This is a genomic window from Thermanaerothrix daxensis (assembly GCF_001306145.1).
Lineage (GTDB): Bacteria > Chloroflexota > Anaerolineae > Anaerolineales > Anaerolineaceae > Thermanaerothrix > Thermanaerothrix daxensis.
Genome location: NZ_LGKO01000004.1, coordinates 187,493 through 206,831 on the forward strand (window position 1 = coordinate 187,493; position 19,339 = coordinate 206,831).

The window sequence follows — 19,339 nt, forward strand, 5'->3', positions numbered from 1 at the left end:
CCAATCCAAGGTGACAAAACACACCTTGAGTCGCAAAAGAGAACGAATTCATCACTTGCAGGCTTCTCATCAATCTGTTAGAGTATGAATCACCCGCAAGAAGGAAACACAACCCATGAAAGCCCACCAACCATCTTATATCCGGGTCAGTTGGAAAAAGCGAACGTTAGTTATTACTCTCCTTCTGGTCATCGCCATAGGTGCTTTTCTAATACCGGCTGCAGCCCAATCGGCATCCCAGGTTCGCGTGGTGTTCATCGACGTAAGTCAAGGCGACAGCATTTGGATTCACGACCAGGAAAACCGAGATGTGCTTGTAGACGGCGGACCTTTGTCGGCGGGGCCAACGGTGGTGGCTTACCTGCAAAGCCAGGCCATTGATGATATTGACCTGCTGGTTCTCACTCACGGGGACGCCGACCATGTGGCCGGGCTGATCCATGTATTGCGTTCCAGTATTCCCATCCAGGCTGTTGCCGATAGCGGACAAACCTGCTCAACCGACACCTGCCAAACACTAACAGCCGAAATGGTTAAGCGTGGCCTCACCCCCACCCCACTGACGGCAGGCCAGAGCCTAGAAATGGGGTTGTTGAAAATCCACGTCCTCAACCCCCAGGTCCTCCTTTCGGGTAATGACAACGACGATTCGGTAGTCCTGCGCATCGAGCATGATCAGGTGCGGTTTCTATTAACCGGTGATATTAGCGCCACGGCTGAAAATCGCATAATGAGCGCTGGTCTACCGCTACAGGCCCAGGTGCTCAAGGTAGCCCATCATGGTAGCAAGTACAGCAGCAGCGCGACCTTTCTAGCTACCGTCCAACCCCAGGTAGCCGTGATCTCGGTGGGTTCCAACTCCTACGGGCACCCCGCCCCAGAAACCCTACAACGGCTGAGTGATAGTGGGGCTCAGGTCCTGCGCACCGATCAATCAGGCACGATTGTTCTCCTGAGCGATGGAAGCACGTTCTGGATAGCGCAAGCCCCCTTTCAGGTCTTTCTCCCCTTGCTCATGCGCGATGGTTCGTCTCCCAACCCCCTGCCAACTGCTACCCCCACACCCAACGTTAAGATCACTTATATTGAATACGACCCGGCTGGCGACGACGTTCAGGGAGAATACGTGAAAATAGAAAACCAGGGTGGCGCTTCTCAAACCCTGACGGGTTGGTCTCTATCTGACAAAGCCAACAATAACTACACCTTTCCGCCGTTCACCCTGGAAAGCGGTCAGTGGGTTCTGATCTGGACCAAAGCCGGCACCAACGACGCTCAGAATCTCTACTGGGAACGCAACCAGGCAGTTTGGAACAATGATGGGGATTGCGCCTACCTCAAAGACAACATGGGAGGCCTTCGCTCCACCTACTGTTATCTGGGCGCCACCCCTTGAGCAAGCATTACTGCTTATTCTTCGGCGAATTCTTCCACAGGCGGCATCCATTCGTCAATGTTGCGTAGAATGCGCGGCACCAGCGCATATCCCTTGACATGCACCCCGGGGATGGAAGGCAGAACACTGCGCAGAAATTCACGCAACTGCTCGTTGTTCTTGAAGCGCACCTCAATCGAAAGATCCTGAGTACCCTGACCAAAGGCCAGATACGAGACCTCAGGCATAGCCAGCAGGGCCGTAATGACTGCCTGCTCGTGCTCAAGTTCTACCTCAAGGAAGATATCCGCAGTGATTACGTAGCCGAAGAAAGCCGGGTCCACAATGCAGGTCAATCGAATAGCCCCTGCTTCTACCATGCGCTCAATACGATTGCGCACAGTGCGCTCGTTCAGGTTGAATTTACGGGCAATCTCTGCTGCAGGTTTGCGGGCATCCGCCTGCAGTTCCCGCAAAATTTGGTAATCCACGAGATCAAACGAATGACGACGCATCAGATGAATCCACCTCTTGCAGGAATCCAAACGGCTCGGATACTATAGCATTACCGTTTCGGAAATGCAAGAGGTGACCACCCCTTATTATTGAAACTGGGGGGCTTCCAGTAAACCCCGCCCCAGTAAGAATGACATTTGGGGACGGCGCCTTCGCCATAAGCGCCACCAGGCCACAGTATCACGCAAGGTTTCTTCAAACGGGCGGGGGCAGTATCCCAGCGCCTGCCGCGCCAGGGCCGAAGACACTCGTAATGGGTCGCTCACCGTTTCAATAGCGTAGGGGGTTAAACGCGGCCGCAAGCGAAACCACCGTCCCAAAGTAACGTTCAGGGAGGCCAGACGCATGGCAAGCCCACGCGGAAGTACCATCACACGAACGGGATGACCGCTCAGCCGTCCCACCTCTCGTAGCATGGCTTTCATCTCCACCCATTCACCCGAAAGCAAATAGGTGCTGCCCGGTTGTCCGTGTTCACTTGCCAGGATGAGGCCTCTGGTCACATCCCGCACATCCACAAAGTCAAAGCCCCCTTCAACCGCCAAAAGAACCCGTTGCGACATTGCTTGTCGGATGAGATTTCCCATCTCCGACCCAAGAAAGTCATAAGGCCCCACAATGCCAGTCGGGCAAACGATCACGGCATCCAGTCCCTCCTGGACCGCTGCCCGAACCAGCAAGGACGCCGTCGCTTTTGAACGATCATACACACCCGCAGGGTTTTCTGGGTCAAACGGCACCTGTTCATCAATCACCTGCATATCGCGGGGGCGTTTCAAGGCATGAATAGAACTGGTGTAGATCAGACGCCTGACCCCCGTGGCAAAAGCCGCCCGAATCACGTTACGCGTTCCTTCCACGTTGACCCGCCAAACCCGTTCATCCATTCCAGGGCGAATGGCAATCAGGCTTGCCAGATGAAACACGCGGTCAACCCCTTGCATCGCGAAACGTAAGATATCCTCATCCAGGACATCACCTGGCACAATCTCAACCGGCAATCCTTCCAAGGGCATCAGACTCTCACCGCGTAAAACCAACGCCCGCACCCGCTCCCCCCGAGCCACTAAATTACGCACCAAAACATTTCCCAGGTGCCCGGTTGCACCCGTTACAAGAATAGTCATCCCTGCCTCCACTTTCATAAATACCGACTGGTTGGTATAATTTTATCCGGTTATAATCTGTTGTCAAGGAGAAACGTCATGCCGAAACACGAACGAGCCGAAGAAACGCGCCGCCGCATTTTAGAAGCAGCCCGTGAGGCTTTTGCCAGCCAGGGTTATCAAGCCACTGGTGTGGCCGAGATCTGTCAGCGGGCAGGTGTTACCAAAGGCGCATTTTTCTATCACTTCCCCACCAAGCAGGCCCTCTTCCTGGCTCTTCTGGAAGAATGGCTGACACAACTGGATCGTTATTTGCAAGCCGAGCGTGCGCGCGGGAGCACTGTGGCGCAGAGTCTCTACGCCATGGCCGACATGTTGCGCCTGGGGCTCACCCAGGGACGTGACTACTTGCCCATGTTTCTTGAATTCTGGCTACAAGCGGCTCGCGATCCTGCCGTTTGGCAAGCCACAATTGAGCCCTACCGACGCTACCGCACTTATTTCACCGACCTCTATCGTCAGGGCATGACCGAAGGATCCCTGCGCGATTCCGACCCCGCACTCATGGCGTTAGTGACAGTATCACTGGCATTAGGATTGTTGCTCCAAGGGCTGATGGATTCCGAGAGTGTCGCCTGGGAAGAGGCTGCGCCTGCCGCTTTTCGCTGGATGCTCAGCCTTATGCAGACCTTCCCTTCCACACCATCAGACCCAACTCCAAGATAGTGAACTCAGGGGGTTGGGATGGGCGTAGGTGCCCACAATCCCAGCCCCTCCTCCCGTGCCTGCTGTTCCGCCTCGCGAAACACCTCAGCACATGCCACATCTGGCGGGTAGCGCAAGGCATTTGCATAACCGCCCCGCACCAGTTCATAATTGACAAATACATCTCCGACCAGTACGTAGCGCAAAAGGCGGTTGTAACGGTCGGTCTCACTCACATCCTTGATCAAGGTGACTTTCTGGCCTGCCACCAGAGTACGATTTCGTTCTGTGGCTTCGAGGCCCCAATACTCAACCCGCGTTGTGCTCTCCGGGGTGTCAATACCAATATAGCGCACCTTATATCGCCGGCCACCCAATTCCACCACGATTGTATCCCCATCCGTAATTTCTACCACCTTCGCTTGCTCACGACGTGTCTGGGACGGTAAACAAGCCAGAGCAGCCGCGTTCGTGAAAAGAGGGGGCGCTGGTTGGGCAGTAACAGTCACAGTTGTCTCTGCTCTCCAGATTACGGGTACTTCCGTTGAAGAGATGGAGGCTTGCTCGCTCTCGGGCACGCGCATTTTAATCAAGACCAACACAACTACCACCACAACCGTCAGCAGCAACGTGCTGGGTGAGAGCGAATAATGTCGTGCGCTATGAGATGAAGGAAGGCGTGACATAAACATTCCTGAAAATCCGAATAAGATCTTTGCAGAATATAACCGAGCGTATTTTACCCGGAACTTGTAAAATCCCCCTCATGGGGTGATTGACACTGTGCACCTGCTTCTCTATAATCTAAATAGCCATTAATGTTCGAACATTCGGTCAGCATAACGTTATATAGTTTTCATTCCTAATCCACCCCCTTTCGTCCAATTTCTATCTTCCACCTAAGGAGCGCCATATGCATAAAATCACTCTGCTCGGAACCGGTTTGATCGGCCAGTTCTATGCTGCAAGTCTCATCGGACTGCGCAACCGCGATGAAATAAAAATGGTGTATTCGCGCACTGCCGAAAACGCGCGCAAATTTGCTGAAAAATGGAACATCCCCCGATGGACCACCGACCTGGCCGAAGCCATCCGCGACCCCGAAACCGATGTGGTTGTGATCGGCTTACCCAATCATCTGCATAAGGAAGCCGCCCTATTGGCCGCTGAAGCAGGGAAAGCCATCTTGTGTACCAAACCTCTTGCCCGCACCGCTGAGGAAGCCTGGGACATGCTAGAAATGGTTGAAAAAGCCGGTGTCTTTCATGGTTACCTGGAAGACCTGGTTTATACCCCTAAGACACTCAAAGCCCTGGAAGCCGTCCGCCAGGGCGCGTTGGGCAAGGTACTCTGGGCGCGTTCACGCGAAACGCATGGCGGCCCTCATAGCGATTGGTTCTGGAAAAAGGAGTTTTCAGGCGGGGGGGCGCTAATTGACATGGGGTGCCATTGCATCGAAATCGGACGCAACTTCATAGGCAAGGACATCCGCCCGGTTGAAGCCATGTGTTGGGCAGATACCCAGGTTCACCCCATTGAAGCAGAAGACCATGCCATTGGACTGGTGCGCTACGAAAACGGTGCCATTGGGCAGTTTGAAGTGGCCTGGAACTTCCGCGGTGGCATGGACCTGCGTGATGAGATCGCTGGTACCCAGGGCACCATCTGGTTAAATCACTGGTTGCGCACCGGGTTCGAAATGTTCACCGCGGTGGGTCCCCAGGGGTACGTTGCCGAAAAGGCCGAAGGCACCACTGGCTGGCTCTTCCCGGTGGGCGATGAAATCGGCGCATTGGGATACGTCCACATGTTCCTGGACCAGTTAAACGCCCTGGACCAAGGCCGCGCCCCCATGGAGACCTTTTATGACGGTTATGTGGTCAACGCCATCATGGATGCCTGCTATCGCTCGGTCAACAGCAAACGTTGGGAACCAGTCGAATTGAAGGAATGGCGCGGTGGTGTTAGCGGCGAAGCACAACAGGCACTGGCCGAGTATGACGCCGATCATTGGATCATAAAGACCGAGACCATGCCCGATGGCAGCCTCAAGTACATTCTCCGTCACAAACACAGCGGCGAAATTTCCCAAAAGATAGTTCCTCCCACTCATTAGAAAGTCATGAGCCGGCAGGAATCCCTCCCAGGTTCCTGCCGGCTGTCTAACAAAGCGAACAATTATCGAACTTAGTCAAAGAAAGATAGAAATATTAACACTTTTGCTACTTTACATACAAAGTTTTTATTGCTATAATCAAATTAACTTCTGCCGGCCGGTTGTCCCATGTCCCAGCCCTCCCCCTATGTTCTCAGTCGCGCCGAGAAAATGATTTTAGATCTCCTCAGCCAACACGGAGCGCTCAGCCGCACCGAATTAGCCTGGCGTACCGGTTATTCCCGGGCCAAGATCGGCGCTGCCGTGCAAAGCCTGATTGAGCGTCGTATTCTTGAGGAGGTGGGGGACGATGAATCGCGCGGTGGGCGGCGCGCACGCTTGCTCAATTTCTCCTCCAGCATTGGTTACATCTTTGGGGTCGACGTGGGAGCAACCAGCGTTGATATTGCCCTCTCAGATTTCACTGGCCGCATCTTGCAACGCTTCGATGCACCCGCGGACGTGCGGGACGGGCCCGACGTTCTGCTGGGCATGATCAAAGACCAAATGCTGACAATGCTACAGAACGCGGGACTGATGCCTGATCAAATCCACGGAATTGGCATCGGCGTTCCGGGGCCAGTCGAGTTTTCTACCGGTTTGCTGATTGCACCGCCCATTATGCCCGGTTGGGAAGCCTTCCCCATCCGTGAGTACTTTAACCGCGTTTTTCCCCAAGCCATTGTCATCGTAGATAACGACGTCAACGTCATGGCGCTTGGGGAACTGCGCAGGGGGAAAAATATCAACGCCCAAAATTTCATTTTCATAAAAATCGGAACCGGAATCGGGTGTGGCATTGTCTGCCAGGGCAAAATCTACCGCGGAAGCAGTGGTTGTGCAGGGGATGTAGGCCACATTTGCGTGGATTATAACGGACCCATTTGCCACTGCGGTAACCGTGGCTGTGTGGAGGCGATGGCAGCCGGTCCGGCCATTGCAGCCAAAGCCATGCAAGCCGCACGAGAAGGCCGCAGCCCCATCCTCCAGCAGTTGATGGAAAGCAACAACGGGGTCCTTACCGCCAAGGATGTGGGCATTGCCGCTGCCCGCGGTGATCGTGTCTCAATTGGCCTGATCCAGGAATCCGGCAAACTCATTGGTGAGATGTTGGCTGGTGTGGTCAACTTTTTCAACCCAAGCCTTATCCTTATTGGGGGTGGAGTTAGCAACATCGGTTATCAGTTGCTTTCATCCATTCGGCAGGCTGTGTTGGCGCGCTCACTGCCGCTTTCCACCCGTGACCTGCGCATTGAATATAACTCATTACGCGGTGAAGCCGGGATATACGGCGCCATTTACCTGGCATTGGAGCACATCTTCACCACCCTTGCAACTCCTGGCATTGACGACGAAGACTAACCGGAATGAAGATCTGAAAGGAGGTGGTCGTAAGCCAGATAAAAATCCCCTTCCCACACCCTCGAATCCAGGCCGTTTAAGATTCACCTTGTGTACCTTTTCTGATGTATCCTTTCAAGGAGGAGTGAGATATGTCTCAACGTAAATTCCAACCCACCCTGTGGCTTGTCAGCCTGCTGGTTATCGTGGCCATGATCCTGACCGCGTGTGGTGGGCAGCCAACAGCTGCACCCACTCAACCTGCTGGTGAGCAGCCCGCCACCCAACCGCCCGCTGGCGAGCAACCCACGAAGAAGTTCACCATTGGCATCTCCAACCCCTTTGTGGGCAGCGAGTGGCGTTCCCAGATGATCAAAGACCTCCAGGAGGTCAACGCCGAGTACATGGCTCAGGGCATCACCAATGAACTCATCATCGAATCCTACGACACCGATGTCCAGGGCCAGATCCAGCAAATCCGCAACCTCATGAACAAGGGCGTTGACGCCATCATCGTCAACCCCTCGGACGCCGCCGGCCTCAACGCCGTCCTCCAGGAAGCCATTGACGCCGGCATCCTCGTCGTCTCCGTGGACCAGGAGGTCTCCGCCAAGGGTGCCATCAACGTCGCCATTGACCAGGCCGAATGGGCCCGCATCAGCGCCCGATGGCTGGTCGAAAAACTCGGCGGCAAGGGCAATGTCGTCATGATCAACGGCATCACCGGCCACCCCGCTAACGAAGCCCGCGTCAAGGCCGCTACCGAGGTCTTCCAGCAGGCCGGCATCAACATCCTCAACAGCGTCGAGGGCAAGTGGGATCAGGCCACCGGCCAGCAGAAGATGGCCGACATGCTCGCCGCTTACCCCAACATTGACGGTGTCTGGGCTCAGGATGGCGTTGCCCTGGGTGCGCTGCGCGCTGTGCAGGCTGCTAACCCCGCCAAGTGGCCCGTCATGGTCGGCGAAGCCCGCGCCGGTTACCTCCAGGCCTGGAAGGAGGTCCTCCAGTCCAAACCCGATTTCGAGTCCATCGGCGTCATCAACCCACCCGGCCAGTGCGCCACCGGCCTCCGCGTCGCCGTCAAATTGCTCCAGGGGAAGAAGTTGCGCTCCGATATCCTGAAGGGCGCCGCCGGCAACACCATCTATGTGCCCATCCCCGGCATCGTAACCAAGCGTAACTTCGATACCATCTATGAAACCGTCAAAGACAAGAGTGACTGGTACACCCTGGATTCGATTTTGAGCGACGCTGAAGTGGATGCCTTCTTCGAGGGCGCACCAGCCCCCAAGAAGTTCACCATTGGCATCTCCAACCCCTTTGTGGGCAGCGAGTGGCGCTCTCAGATGATCAAGGACTTCCAGGAGGTCAACGCCGAGTACATGGCTCAGGGCATCACCAATGAACTCATCATCGAATCCTACGACACCGATGTCCAGGGCCAGATCCAGCAAATCCGCAACCTCATGAACAAGGGCGTTGACGCCATCATCGTCAACCCCTCGGACGCCGCCGGCCTCAACGCCGTCCTCCAGGAAGCCATTGACGCCGGCATCCTCGTCGTCTCCGTGGACCAGGAGGTCTCCGCCAAGGGTGCCATCAACGTCGCCATTGACCAGGCCGAATGGGCCCGCATCAGCGCCCGATGGCTGGTCGAAAAACTCGGCGGCAAGGGCAATGTCGTCATGATCAACGGCATCACCGGCCACCCCGCTAACGAAGCCCGCGTCAAGGCCGCTACCGAGGTCTTCCAGCAGGCCGGCATCAACATCCTCAACAGCGTCGAGGGCAAGTGGGATCAGGCCACCGGCCAGCAGAAGATGGCCGACATGCTCGCCGCTTACCCCAACATTGACGGTGTCTGGGCTCAGGATGGCGTCGCCCTGGGTGCGCTGCGCGCTGTGCAGGCTGCTAACCCCGCCAAGTGGCCCGTCATGGTCGGCGAAGCCCGCGCCGGTTACCTCCAGGCCTGGAAGGAAGTCCTCCAGTCCAAGCCCGATTTCGAGTCCATCGGCGTCATCAACCCACCCGGCCAGTGCGCTACCGGCCTCCGCGTCGCCATCAAATTGCTCCAGGGAAAGCAACTCAAAGACGGCATCCTCAAAGGCGCGGCCGGGAATACCCTCTACGTGCCGATCCCGGGTGTGGTGACCAAGGAGAACTTTGACGTGTACTATGAAATCGTCAAAGATAAAACCGACTGGTACACCCTGGATTCGGTCATGAACGACCTTGAGGTTAGCGCGTTCTTCAAATAATGCCCTATGAACAAGGTGTCCCTTTCCGCTCAGCATCTGGTTAAGCATTACGGGGGTGTAGTTGCCCTTGCCGATGGCAACCTTGAAGTTCACGCCGGCGAGGTCATGACCCTGGTAGGTGCAAACGGGAGTGGGAAGAGCACCCTTGGTAAGATCGTGACCGGAGTAGTCGCTCCCGACGGGGGGCGGCTACTCCTCAACGATCGCGAGGTGGTCTTCCGATCCCCCCAGGCAGCCCGTGCGCTTGGCATCGTGGCGGTTTACCAGGAGCTTTCCCTGGTACCCAGAATGACCATTGCCGAGAATATCTGGCTTGGACATGAATGGCAGGGTACCGGCGCCGTGCTTCGTGACGCCGAGATGCGTAAACGTACTGAGGAGATGTTAGCCCTCTTTGAGGGAACAACCCATAATCACCTGGACCCAGATTTACCTATTGCCTCGCTTTCTCCGGGTGAGAAACAAATTGTCGAGATCCTCAAAGCGCTCTCATGGCAACCTTCCATTCTGTTCCTGGATGAGGCCACAGCTTCCCTCGATTCGCGCCAGGTTAATCGCCTCTTTGAACTGATCAATGAATGGAAGAACCAGGGAATGGCCATTGTGTTTATCTCTCACCGCCTGGATGAGATTTACCGCATTGCCGATCGTGTGACAGTGTTACGCAACGGACGCACAGTAGCGACCGCACCCATCAACGAGCTCAGTCAGCAGGAGTTGATCAACTTGATGATTGAGGGTGGCGTGGCAACCCGCACCAATGGCAAGCGACCCGAAACCTCCCAGGCTGAAGAGATACTGAGGGTAGAATCGCTCTCCACAACCACCCTGCGAAATGTGAGTTTTGTCCTACGACGTGGCGAATTGGTTGGTCTCGGCGGCTTGCAAGGTCAGGGACAAACTGAACTCCTTTTAGCCCTGTTTGGTGCTATTCCCTACTCGGGTCGCATTTTCCTGCACGGGCAACCAGTAAGTATTCATCGGCCCCAGGAGGCAATGCGTCATCAAATTGCCTATGTGCCCGGCGAACGCAACACCGCCGGACTCCTTCCCATCCAATCCATTCTGGATAATCTGCTCCTCCCCTCATGGAAGCAATACGGTTTCCCGCTGCGCGTCCGCCAGGCTCAGGAAGATGCCGCCGGGATTGCTAATGTGCTTAAACTGGTAATGGCCGGACTGGATGCCCCAGTAAATACCCTAAGTGGTGGTAATGCTCAAAAGGTAGTCTTGGGTAAGTGGCTGCTACGCCGTCCAAAAATCCTCCTCCTGGATGACCCCACCAAAGGGGTGGACGTGGGCACCAAGAGCGAATTTTACAAACTCCTTTCGGAGTTGCGCGCCGAGGGAACTTCTATCCTCTTCTACAGTACGGATGATGAGGAATTACTAGGTTTGTGTGACCGAGTAATGGTTTTACACGATGGCAAAATCACTGCCGACCTCTCTGGTGAGCGCCTGGTCCATTCGGAACTGGTGGCCGCCTCAATGGGCAGCAGTGTTTAGGAGCGGGTCATGAAAGCAGCATTGAATTCGGGTCTGCTACGCCGTCTAGGGCGCCAGTATTTTCTGTTCTCACTCCTTTTGCTCATTCTGGGAGTGATTATCAATGCCAGTTTACAACAGAATTTTTTCAAACCCATCGCCTTGGTGGGGCTTTTACGCACCTACCTCCCCCTGGTCTTGCTGGCTGCGGGGCAGACGATTGTGATCATCGGAGGGGGAATTGATTTGTCGGTAGGTGCCATTGTTTCCATGGTAAATGTGATCTTAGTTACCCGGATGGGGGCCGATGCTACCCAATCTCAGGTTCTGACAGCACTAGCCCTTGGCCTTCTGGCTGGTACTCTGGCAGGGGCGCTCAATGGCGCATGCATTGCCTTCTTGAGGTTTCAACCCCTGGTCACCACGTTTGCCACCACCTCCATCTTTGCCGGCATTGCGGTGTGGATATTGCCCCGCCCAGGGGGCAGTGTACCGGATTTCTTCATGCAACCCTATCGTAGCGCTCCTTTGGGAATCACCTTCCCACTATGGATCATTCTTGGAGTGGCTTTACTCTGGTGGTACCTGCGCTCCACGCGCTTTGGGCGATACCTTTACGCTACCGGGGGCGACCCTTACGCCGCTTACATGAGCGCTGTTCCTGTAGAATGGATTAAGTTCTTCTCTTACGTCATCTCTGGTCTGATGGCCGCCCTGAGTGGAACCTTACTGACCATGTCCATTGGCACAGGCTCGGCGCTCATCGGACTGGACATGACCATGCCCTCCATAGTCTCGGTCGTCTTGGGGGGCACAGCCCTCAGCGGAGGTGCTGGTGGAGTGATTGGAACCCTTTTGGGGGTCTTTATCCTCGCCATTATCCGCAATATTATCTCATTTGCCAATGTTCCCTCCTGGTGGCAAACGCTGGTCAATGGCCTGGTAGTTATGCTCATTCTAGCCGGGCCAGGGCTATGGGCACTCATTCGTGGGAGGCGTGAGGCATGAAACGACGCATCAGTCCTACCCTAATCGCGCTGGCTCTGGCGGTTGTACTTTTCTTTGTGGGTGGCTTGATTCAGCCCGGCTTCACTTCATTTGAATTGGCCATGAACATCCTGCGTTTGGCTGCCTTCCTCGGCATCGTGGCAGCGGGCCAAACGCTGGTTATCATCAGCGGGGGCGAGGGGATTGATCTTTCGGTGGGGGCCATGGTCACACTAGGAGCCATCATTTCTTATGGTCTGATCAGCAAACGCGATGACCGCATCCTGATTGGGTTCCTGGCTTCGCTCGGTGCTGGGATGATCATTGGGACCCTCAATGGAATCGGGGTAGCCTATTTGCGCATCCCTCCCCTCGTCATGACTCTTGGCATGGCCACAGTTATCCAGGGGCTAATTTTTGCCGTCACCCAAGGCAGTTTGGAAGGAGGTTCGGCGCCCCTCCTCTCCAAGATCACCACCGAACCATTGCTCTTTGGTATTCCCGGAATCCTTTACATCTGGGCGGCCTTTGCCGGCTTGATGTGGTTGCTTCTGCAACGAACCCGTTATGGCAAGAACCTTTTCGCCATTGGCACAAACCGCGTTACAGCACGCCTCTCAGGGGTAAACGTCAAGGCCACCGTGATCACCACATACATGCTGTGCAGTACGCTGGCCTCTTTTGGTGGATTCATCTTCTTGGGCTACTACGAACGCGTCTTCCTCAACCTGGGTAATCCCTATACTCTGCCCTCCATCGCCGCAGTTGTCATGGGGGGAACCGTGCTTTCAGGAGGGGTTGGAAGTTATTGGGGTACCATGGCTGGTTCCATTGTTCTGACCCTGATCACCAGTTTGCTCACCACCCTGCGCATGGAAGAACACCTCCGCCAAATCGTTTACGGTGCCATCTTGCTGGTCCTGTTGGCGGCTTACGGTCGTCAACGCGCTCTCCGACAGTAATCCCTATCACGCGAGGTCAATCCCATGGACTATCCAATTCTCAATAGTCAGACCATCACCTACGAACAACTTGCCAAAACCATTGACCACTCGCTTTTGCGTCCCGAATTGACCCGAGCCGAGGTCATTCAAGGATGCGAACTGGCAGCCCGGTATCATGTAGCCTCGGTTTGTGTAAAGCCCTGCCATGTGCGCCTGGCGTGGGAAGTGCTCAAAGGCAGTGATGTTGCCGTAGGAACGGTGGTTGGTTTTCCACACGGCTCTTCTACTACTGCAATCAAAGTCGCTGAGGCACTCCAAGCCCTTGAAGATGGTGCCACCGAACTTGATATGGTCATCAATATCGGGGAACTGCGCTCAGGTAATGATGATTTTGTGCGCCAGGACATCCAGGCGGTCGTCACCGCCGCCAAGGGCCACATTGTGAAAGTGATCCTCGAGAATGCCTACCTGAGCAAAGAACAAATTGTACGCGGATGCCAACTGGCTGAACAAGCGGGCGCACATTTCGTGAAAACTTCCACCGGCTTCGCGCCCAGTGGCGCAACCGTGGAAGATGTGCGCTTAATGCGTGCCTCGGTAGGTCCGCGCGTTCAGGTCAAAGCCGCGGGAGGCATTCGCACCCTGGAGGCCATCCTGGAAATCATAGACGCTGGCGCCACACGTGTAGGCGCCACGGCAACTGCGGCCATCCTGGATGCCTTCCGCGCCCGCCAAAACTCGGTTCAGTAAGGCTTAATTCTCGTCTGGAGGGGAAAACATGAGCAAAGATAAACCAATCAAGGTAGGAGTAGCCGGGGTTGGATTCATCGGCCCGGCGCATATTGAAGCCTTACGCCGCATTAACATACCCGTCGTCGGTCTGGTCTCCAGCACCCCAGAAAGAAGCCGGCAAAAGGCAGCCGCTCTGGGCGTTCCCAAAGCCTACGCTTCTTACGAGGAGATGATCGCCGACCCCGAAATCACTGCAGTTCACCTGGCAACGCCCAACTACCTGCACTACCAGCAGGCAAAGGCAGCCTTGCTGGCGGGAAAGCACGTCATCTGCGATAAGCCGCTGGCAATGAATAGCCGTGAATCCGCTGAATTGGTCACACTGGCGCGCGAAAAAGGGCTGGTCAACGCCGTGTGTTTTAACCTACGCTTTTACCCCCTCCTTCACCATGCCCGCTCGCTGATCCAACAGGGTGCTTTAGGTGACCTGTTCATTTTGCAGGGGTCCTACTTGCAGGACTGGCTGCTCTATCCGACTGACTGGAACTGGCGGCTTGAACCCGAACTGGGAGGAACACTGCGCGCTGTGGCGGATATTGGCTCGCACTGGCTGGATCTTCTCACCTTCTTAACCGGGCTGAAAGTTAAAGCCGTGTTTGCCGATTTTAAGACCTTCATTCCCGTGCGCAAGAAACCCTCTAAACCTGTTGAGACCTACACCGGCAAACTCCTCACCCCAGAAGATTACGTTGACCAACCCATTTATACTGAAGACTACGCCACCATACTGCTGCGTTACGAAAACGATGTGCGCGGAGTAGTTACCGTTGCCCAGGTCTGCGCGGGACGAAAAAACCGGCTGTACTTTGAAATTGATGGTTCCAAAGCCGCCATGGCTTTCGATTCGGAACGCCCTAACGAACTCTGGCTGGGCTATCGCGACAAACCCAATGAGGTGCTTCTCAAAGACCCCTCGTTGCTTTCACCGGAAGCCCGTGCCATTGCCTCCTACCCGGGCGGGCACAACGAGGGTTTCCCCGATATCTTCAAACAACTGTTCAAGAAAGTTTACGACTACGTTGAACGTGGGGATTACACTGCGCCTGCCGATTTCCCCACCTTCCTGGACGGGCATCATGAAATGCTGATCGCAGAAGCCATTGAGCGCAGTGCTAAAGAGGGCCGTTGGGTCGAAGTTCAGTATGATCTCTAGTTTAAGAGGAGGAGGTTACCATGAAACTTGGACTGTTCAGTGCTGCATTCCCCCAATGGAGTCTGGAACAATTCCTGGCCTGGTCCGCCGAGAACGGTTTTGAAATGGTGGAAATCGCCTGCTGGCCGCCTGGCAAAGCCGAGCGACGCTATGCTGGGGTAACTCACATTGACGTCACCAATCTGACCCCCGCAGGCGCGAAAGAAATTCAAGCCATGTTAAAAAATTATGGCCTGCAAATCTCTTCATTGGGGTACTACCCCAACCCGTTACACCCCGATCCGGACCATCGCCAAACCGTTATTGAACACCTTAAGAAAGTTATCCTTGCCGCTGAGATGCTCGAGGTTCCTATTGTGGGCACCTTCATCGGTAAAGATAAAAACAAAACGGTCCCCCAAAATCTGGAGGAGTACGCCAAAGTTTGGCCACCCATTGTAAAGTTCGCCCGTGAGCACGGCATAAAGATCGCCATTGAGAACTGCCCCATGATTTTCACTTACGATGAGTGGCCGGGAGGCAACAACCTCGCTAGCACACCTGCCATATGGCGCAAAATGTGGGAGATCATCCCGGACGAGAACTTTGGCCTGAATCTTGACCCCTCCCATCTCATCTTACAGATGATTGACTATGTGCGGGTGGTCTACGAATTCAAAGACCGCATCTTCCATGTGCACGCCAAAGACCTGATGATTGACCGGGAAGGCCTCTACAATAACGGGGTGCTTTCTCAGGGGATGGGCTGGCAGGTACCGCGCTTACCCGGGTTTGGAGAAGTTGATTGGGGTAAGTTTATCGGGGCTCTCTACCGGGTCGGCTATGATTATGTCCTGAGCATTGAGCATGAGGATCGGGCTTTTGAAGGCACCGAGGATCTGGTCAAACGCGGCTTCCTGATTGCCCGCGATGTGCTTCGGCCATACGTCCATTAACGAAAATGTGAGAGGGGTTTAAAATTAGAAAAACCCCTCTCACATTTTATTCTCATTGACTCCATGCAACACAGGTGACTATGAAAGAATGGTATATCGGCTGTGACTTGGGTGGCACTAATCTTCGCGCGGCTTTGGTGAACGTCACTGACGGCTCCGTCCATCATGCCATTTCAACCCCCACCCTTTCCCGTGAGGGCCCCAATGCTGTCATTCAACGCATGATTGACCTATTCCACCGGGTGATTCAAGAAAGTGGCCTTTCTCCCCAGGAAATTGGAGGAATTGGCATTGGAGTGCCCGGAACGGTGGACATGGAGCGTGGGGTTGTCTTGTTCCTGCCTAACCTGCCCACCACCTGGCCTAACGTTCCCCTGGCAGATTATGTTCAGGCTGGCACTACCTTGCCAACCGTCATTATCAATGACGTGCGCGCCATTACCTATGGGGAGTGGCGCTTTGGTGCGGGTCAGGGAGTCAATACCATGGCGTGCTTTGCCATTGGAACGGGCATTGGAGGTGGCCTGGTGATCAATCGCCAACTCCATTTGGGGTTCGGAGGCACCGCCGGTGAATTGGGGCACATAACGGTGGATGTGAACGGGCCCCGTTGCGGGTGCGGTAACTATGGCTGTGTTGAGGTCTTTGCTTCGGGTCCGGCAATCGCCGCCATGGGCATGAAAGCCGTAGCACAGGGCTGGACAACGCAAATTGGAGCATTGGTGGACTATGATCTTAACCGCATAACCCCCGAGATCATCGCACGCGCTGCGCGCAACGGCGATGCAGTTGCCCGCGAGATCTTTGAAATTGCAGGTGGCTATATTGGCACAGCGGTTGCCAATGTGGTAGTAGCGGTCAACCCTGAGCGTGTGGTCATAGCCGGCGGGGTCGCTCAAGCAGGTGACCTTCTCCTCGATCCAATTCGGCGCACCCTGCATCAACGCGTCTTTGTCGTGCCCAAAGAGCGCATTGAAATTGTCCCGAGTAGCCTGGGAAATAACGCCGGGGTCGTCGGCGCAGCCCTATGGGCTTACCACAGTCAACACAGAGACTAATCCCTGAGATGTGAACCAAACCATAGCAGGGTAAAGGCATTGTTTATTGTTCGGACATTCGCACTTAAGCACAAATAAGGACTATAATTGCCCAAGGGTTCCCTTGCACATCCGCACGAGTGATAATCATGGCTTCTCAACCGTCTCTTGCCCTCAACCTGGATATTCGCCCAGCCGATCCGCACAACCCCCTTCCCCTATACTACCAGGTCTATGCCGACCTTAAACGCCTCATCCGCACCGGCGCATTACGACCAGGTGAATTGCTTCCGCCAGAACTCACACTGTGTGATCTTTACAGAGTAGGGCGCCAAACCGTCCGAAGTGCAGTAATGCGCCTGGTAGACGAAGGTTGGCTGGAACGTCACCGCGGAATTGGAACTTATGTCATGGCGCCACAACATGCACAGCGATTTTTCCTGGATCGTTCCTTTTCCCAGCAGATGGAGGAAATGGGAAAACACCCCCGCTCAATGGTCCTTAGACAAACTCCCGGGGTTTTAGACGAACAAGCCCCCGAACCATTCCAATCTAAAAAGGGAGCCCCCTGCTTCTACCTGACCCGCTTGCGCTTTGGGGATGAAGAGCCCATAGGCATCCAGCATGCCACCATTGTGACCGAGCATTGCCCTGGACTGGAGGCTTACGATTTCAACACCCATTCTCTTTATGCAGTGCTCTCACAAAATTACAACCTGATCGTTGCTCGTATTACCCATGCGTTCAGTGCTGTATCTGCCTCTCCCTATCAGGCCGAACTCCTACAAACCATGTTGGGAGCTCCTCTGCTTCTGGTGAAAACAACGGCATTCCTTGAAAACGGCGAGCCCATCGAGCACACGCTCAGTTATTATCGTTCCGACCGCTTTGAGTTTACTGTCGTCCACACCCTTTAGCAGCTCTTTTTTATATTCCCTTTCTCTCCTTGAGGGAGGTCACCAATGAACACTGGTCAGGCAGCTCTGGATTACTTAGAACAGGCCATGCATATTTTGGAACGAATCCGCCAGACTCAGATGGATATGATCCAGGAAGCGGCCGAATTATGTGCTCATGCCATTGCAAACGACGGACTGGTGCACCTGTTTGGCACGGGGCATTCTCGGATGATGGTAGAAGAAATGTTCCCCAGGCATGGGAGTTTCCCGGGATTTCATCCCATTGTGGAACTTTCACTCACCTACCACAACCCCGTTGTGGGAGCGAATGGTCAGCGTCAGGCCATGTTTCTGGAACACGTAGAGGGCCTGGGACGGGTGATCATGCGCAATTTTGTCTTCGCGCCGCCAGATGTCTTTATGATCTTTTCCAATAGTGGCGTCAATGAGGTTGTAGTTGAAGTTGGGCTGGAAGCCAAGCGCCAGGGTATGCCGTTAATCGCGGTAGTATCGGTTGAGCATTGCCGGGCTGTGCGTGCCCTTCACTCTTCAGGGAAAAAATTGATAGATATTGCCGACATTGTCATTGACAACTGTACTCCCGCGGGCGATGCTATGGTCTGGATTGAGGGGTTGGAAGATCCCGTCGGCCCCGGTTCGACCATCGGCGGAGCAGCGGTCGTGAATGCCATTAAGTGCGCCATCGCCGAACGCCTGACCCAAATGGGCAAGCCACCTTTGGTGCTGACCAGTAACTACTTTTTAGGCGAAGAACGCTCCCATCAGCGCTTTGAGGCCTGCTACGATGACTATCGCGCCCGCGTTCAGCGTGTATATGGACGTTGTGGAGGCGAAAAGTGAGTAGAGGTTGGCTTGAAGGAAAGGTTGCTGTGGTCACTGGAGCCGCCAGTGGAATTGGTCGTGCCACGGCACGGGTTTTTGCCCAGGAAGGTGCCCAGGTGATCGGCCTGGACATCAATCCTGAGGTGGAGATGGAATTCCTACGCGAAATTCAGGAATCCGGAAGTCAGGGAATGTATATTCCCACCGACATGACCTCTTCCCCCTCATTGGAACGTGCCCTCCAGATGATCCGTGATCATTATGATCACCTGGATATTTGGGTCAACGTAGCGGGTGGCAGCGGACGCAAATACGGCGACGGCCCAATTGCCGAATGCACCGAGGAAGGGTGGGATTACACCCTGGACCTTAACCTGCGCACCGCATTCCTGGGTTCACGCGCTGCTGTTCGCCAGATGCTGCAACAAGGACACGGCGTGCTTATCAATATCGCCTCCGTGTTGGGGCTGGTCGGGGGTGACGAAGATTTTGCCACTCATGCGTATGCGGCTAGCAAAGGCGGAGTGATTGCCCTCACACGGGCAATCGCGGCTTACTATGCCCCCTACCATATCCGTGCCAATGTCATTTGCCCCGGCTTAATCGCCACACCTATGAGCCGACGTACCCAGGAAAGTCTAAAGATCCGAGAGCGACTTTTGCGTTTACAACCACTTACCGGAGATTTCGGCCATCCCGAAGACGTAGCCTACGCAGCCCTCTTTCTGGCCTCTGACCACGCGGCGTTTATTACAGGTGCTATTCTGACTGTGGATGGGGGTTGGACGGTATTATAAAGAGGTGA

At 54.9% G+C, this 19,339-nt stretch carries 18 protein-coding genes; 15 read left to right on the forward strand and 3 right to left on the reverse strand.

The annotated features are described in order from the left end of the window. Positions 1-115: 115 nt before the first annotated feature. Positions 116-1,396 carry a lamin tail domain-containing protein gene (locus SE15_RS07960; protein WP_054521591.1) on the forward strand — a complete coding sequence of 427 codons (1,281 nt, stop codon included), beginning with the start codon at positions 116-118 and terminating at the stop codon, positions 1,394-1,396. A gap of 14 nt (positions 1,397-1,410) precedes the next feature. On the opposite strand, the gene SE15_RS07965 is transcribed toward SE15_RS07960, so the two are convergent. Both SE15_RS07965 and SE15_RS07970 read right to left on the reverse strand, forming a co-directional pair. Continuing rightward, on the reverse strand, positions 1,411-1,890 hold the full coding sequence (locus SE15_RS07965; protein WP_054521592.1) for an Lrp/AsnC family transcriptional regulator: 480 nt from the start codon (positions 1,888-1,890) through the stop codon (positions 1,411-1,413). An 87-nt stretch (positions 1,891-1,977) separates the two neighbouring features. Next, the gene (locus SE15_RS07970) at positions 1,978-3,018 is read right to left on the reverse strand and encodes an SDR family oxidoreductase (RefSeq protein WP_054521593.1); all 1,041 of its coding nucleotides are present in this window, start codon (positions 3,016-3,018) and stop codon (positions 1,978-1,980) included. Positions 3,019-3,096: 78 nt separating this feature from the next. Here SE15_RS07970 and SE15_RS07975 point away from each other — a divergent pair, with 78 nt between their 5' ends. Next, positions 3,097-3,723, forward strand: coding sequence for a TetR/AcrR family transcriptional regulator (locus SE15_RS07975; RefSeq protein WP_054521594.1), 627 nt, complete (start codon positions 3,097-3,099; stop codon positions 3,721-3,723). Between the two features lie 5 nt (positions 3,724-3,728). Here SE15_RS07975 and SE15_RS07980 read toward each other — a convergent pair whose 3' ends face one another. Further along, on the reverse strand, positions 3,729-4,388 hold the full coding sequence (locus SE15_RS07980; RefSeq protein WP_054521595.1) for a thermonuclease family protein: 660 nt from the start codon (positions 4,386-4,388) through the stop codon (positions 3,729-3,731). A gap of 227 nt (positions 4,389-4,615) precedes the next feature. On the opposite strand from SE15_RS07980, the gene SE15_RS07985 reads away from it, so the two are divergent. From SE15_RS07985 to SE15_RS08045, 13 genes are all read left to right on the forward strand, one after another. Then, positions 4,616-5,818: a Gfo/Idh/MocA family protein gene (locus SE15_RS07985; RefSeq protein WP_054521596.1), complete on the forward strand. Its 1,203-nt coding sequence runs from the start codon at positions 4,616-4,618 to the stop codon at positions 5,816-5,818. Between the two features lie 168 nt (positions 5,819-5,986). After that, a complete protein-coding gene (locus tag SE15_RS07990; protein WP_201778076.1) occupies positions 5,987-7,219 on the forward strand; it encodes an ROK family transcriptional regulator in 1,233 nt (410 codons plus the stop codon). 131 nt (positions 7,220-7,350) lie between these two features. Continuing rightward, positions 7,351-9,459 carry an ABC transporter substrate-binding protein gene (locus SE15_RS14615; protein ID WP_083461808.1) on the forward strand — a complete coding sequence of 703 codons (2,109 nt, stop codon included), beginning with the start codon at positions 7,351-7,353 and terminating at the stop codon, positions 9,457-9,459. A gap of 6 nt (positions 9,460-9,465) precedes the next feature. Continuing rightward, complete coding sequence (locus SE15_RS08000; RefSeq protein ID WP_054521597.1) at positions 9,466-10,965, forward strand: sugar ABC transporter ATP-binding protein; 1,500 nt, start codon at positions 9,466-9,468, stop codon at positions 10,963-10,965. Positions 10,966-10,974: 9 nt separating this feature from the next. Then, positions 10,975-11,952 carry an ABC transporter permease gene (locus tag SE15_RS08005; protein WP_054521598.1) on the forward strand — a complete coding sequence of 326 codons (978 nt, stop codon included), beginning with the start codon at positions 10,975-10,977 and terminating at the stop codon, positions 11,950-11,952. Beyond that, complete coding sequence (locus SE15_RS08010; RefSeq protein ID WP_054521599.1) at positions 11,949-12,893, forward strand: ABC transporter permease; 945 nt, start codon at positions 11,949-11,951, stop codon at positions 12,891-12,893. Before SE15_RS08005 ends, SE15_RS08010 begins: the two co-directional genes overlap by 4 nt. A gap of 24 nt (positions 12,894-12,917) precedes the next feature. Further along, positions 12,918-13,625 (forward strand): deoxyribose-phosphate aldolase, encoded by a 708-nt coding sequence (gene deoC, locus SE15_RS08015; protein WP_054521600.1) that lies wholly within the window; start codon positions 12,918-12,920, stop codon positions 13,623-13,625. A 28-nt stretch (positions 13,626-13,653) separates the two neighbouring features. After that, the gene (locus SE15_RS08020; protein WP_054521601.1) at positions 13,654-14,820 is read left to right on the forward strand and encodes a Gfo/Idh/MocA family protein; all 1,167 of its coding nucleotides are present in this window, start codon (positions 13,654-13,656) and stop codon (positions 14,818-14,820) included. A 20-nt stretch (positions 14,821-14,840) separates the two neighbouring features. Further along, on the forward strand, positions 14,841-15,755 hold the full coding sequence (locus tag SE15_RS08025) for a sugar phosphate isomerase/epimerase family protein (protein ID WP_054521602.1): 915 nt from the start codon (positions 14,841-14,843) through the stop codon (positions 15,753-15,755). An 80-nt stretch (positions 15,756-15,835) separates the two neighbouring features. Beyond that, the gene (locus tag SE15_RS08030; protein ID WP_054521603.1) at positions 15,836-16,813 is read left to right on the forward strand and encodes an ROK family protein; all 978 of its coding nucleotides are present in this window, start codon (positions 15,836-15,838) and stop codon (positions 16,811-16,813) included. Between the two features lie 128 nt (positions 16,814-16,941). Then, positions 16,942-17,709 (forward strand): GntR family transcriptional regulator, encoded by a 768-nt coding sequence (locus SE15_RS08035; RefSeq protein WP_054521604.1) that lies wholly within the window; start codon positions 16,942-16,944, stop codon positions 17,707-17,709. A gap of 45 nt (positions 17,710-17,754) precedes the next feature. Beyond that, positions 17,755-18,552, forward strand: a complete 798-nt coding sequence (locus tag SE15_RS08040; protein WP_054521605.1) for a sugar isomerase domain-containing protein — start codon at positions 17,755-17,757, stop codon at positions 18,550-18,552. After that, complete coding sequence (locus SE15_RS08045) at positions 18,549-19,331, forward strand: SDR family NAD(P)-dependent oxidoreductase (protein ID WP_054521606.1); 783 nt, start codon at positions 18,549-18,551, stop codon at positions 19,329-19,331. The genes SE15_RS08040 and SE15_RS08045 overlap by 4 nt, the downstream gene beginning before the upstream one ends. Positions 19,332-19,339 lie beyond the last annotated feature (8 nt).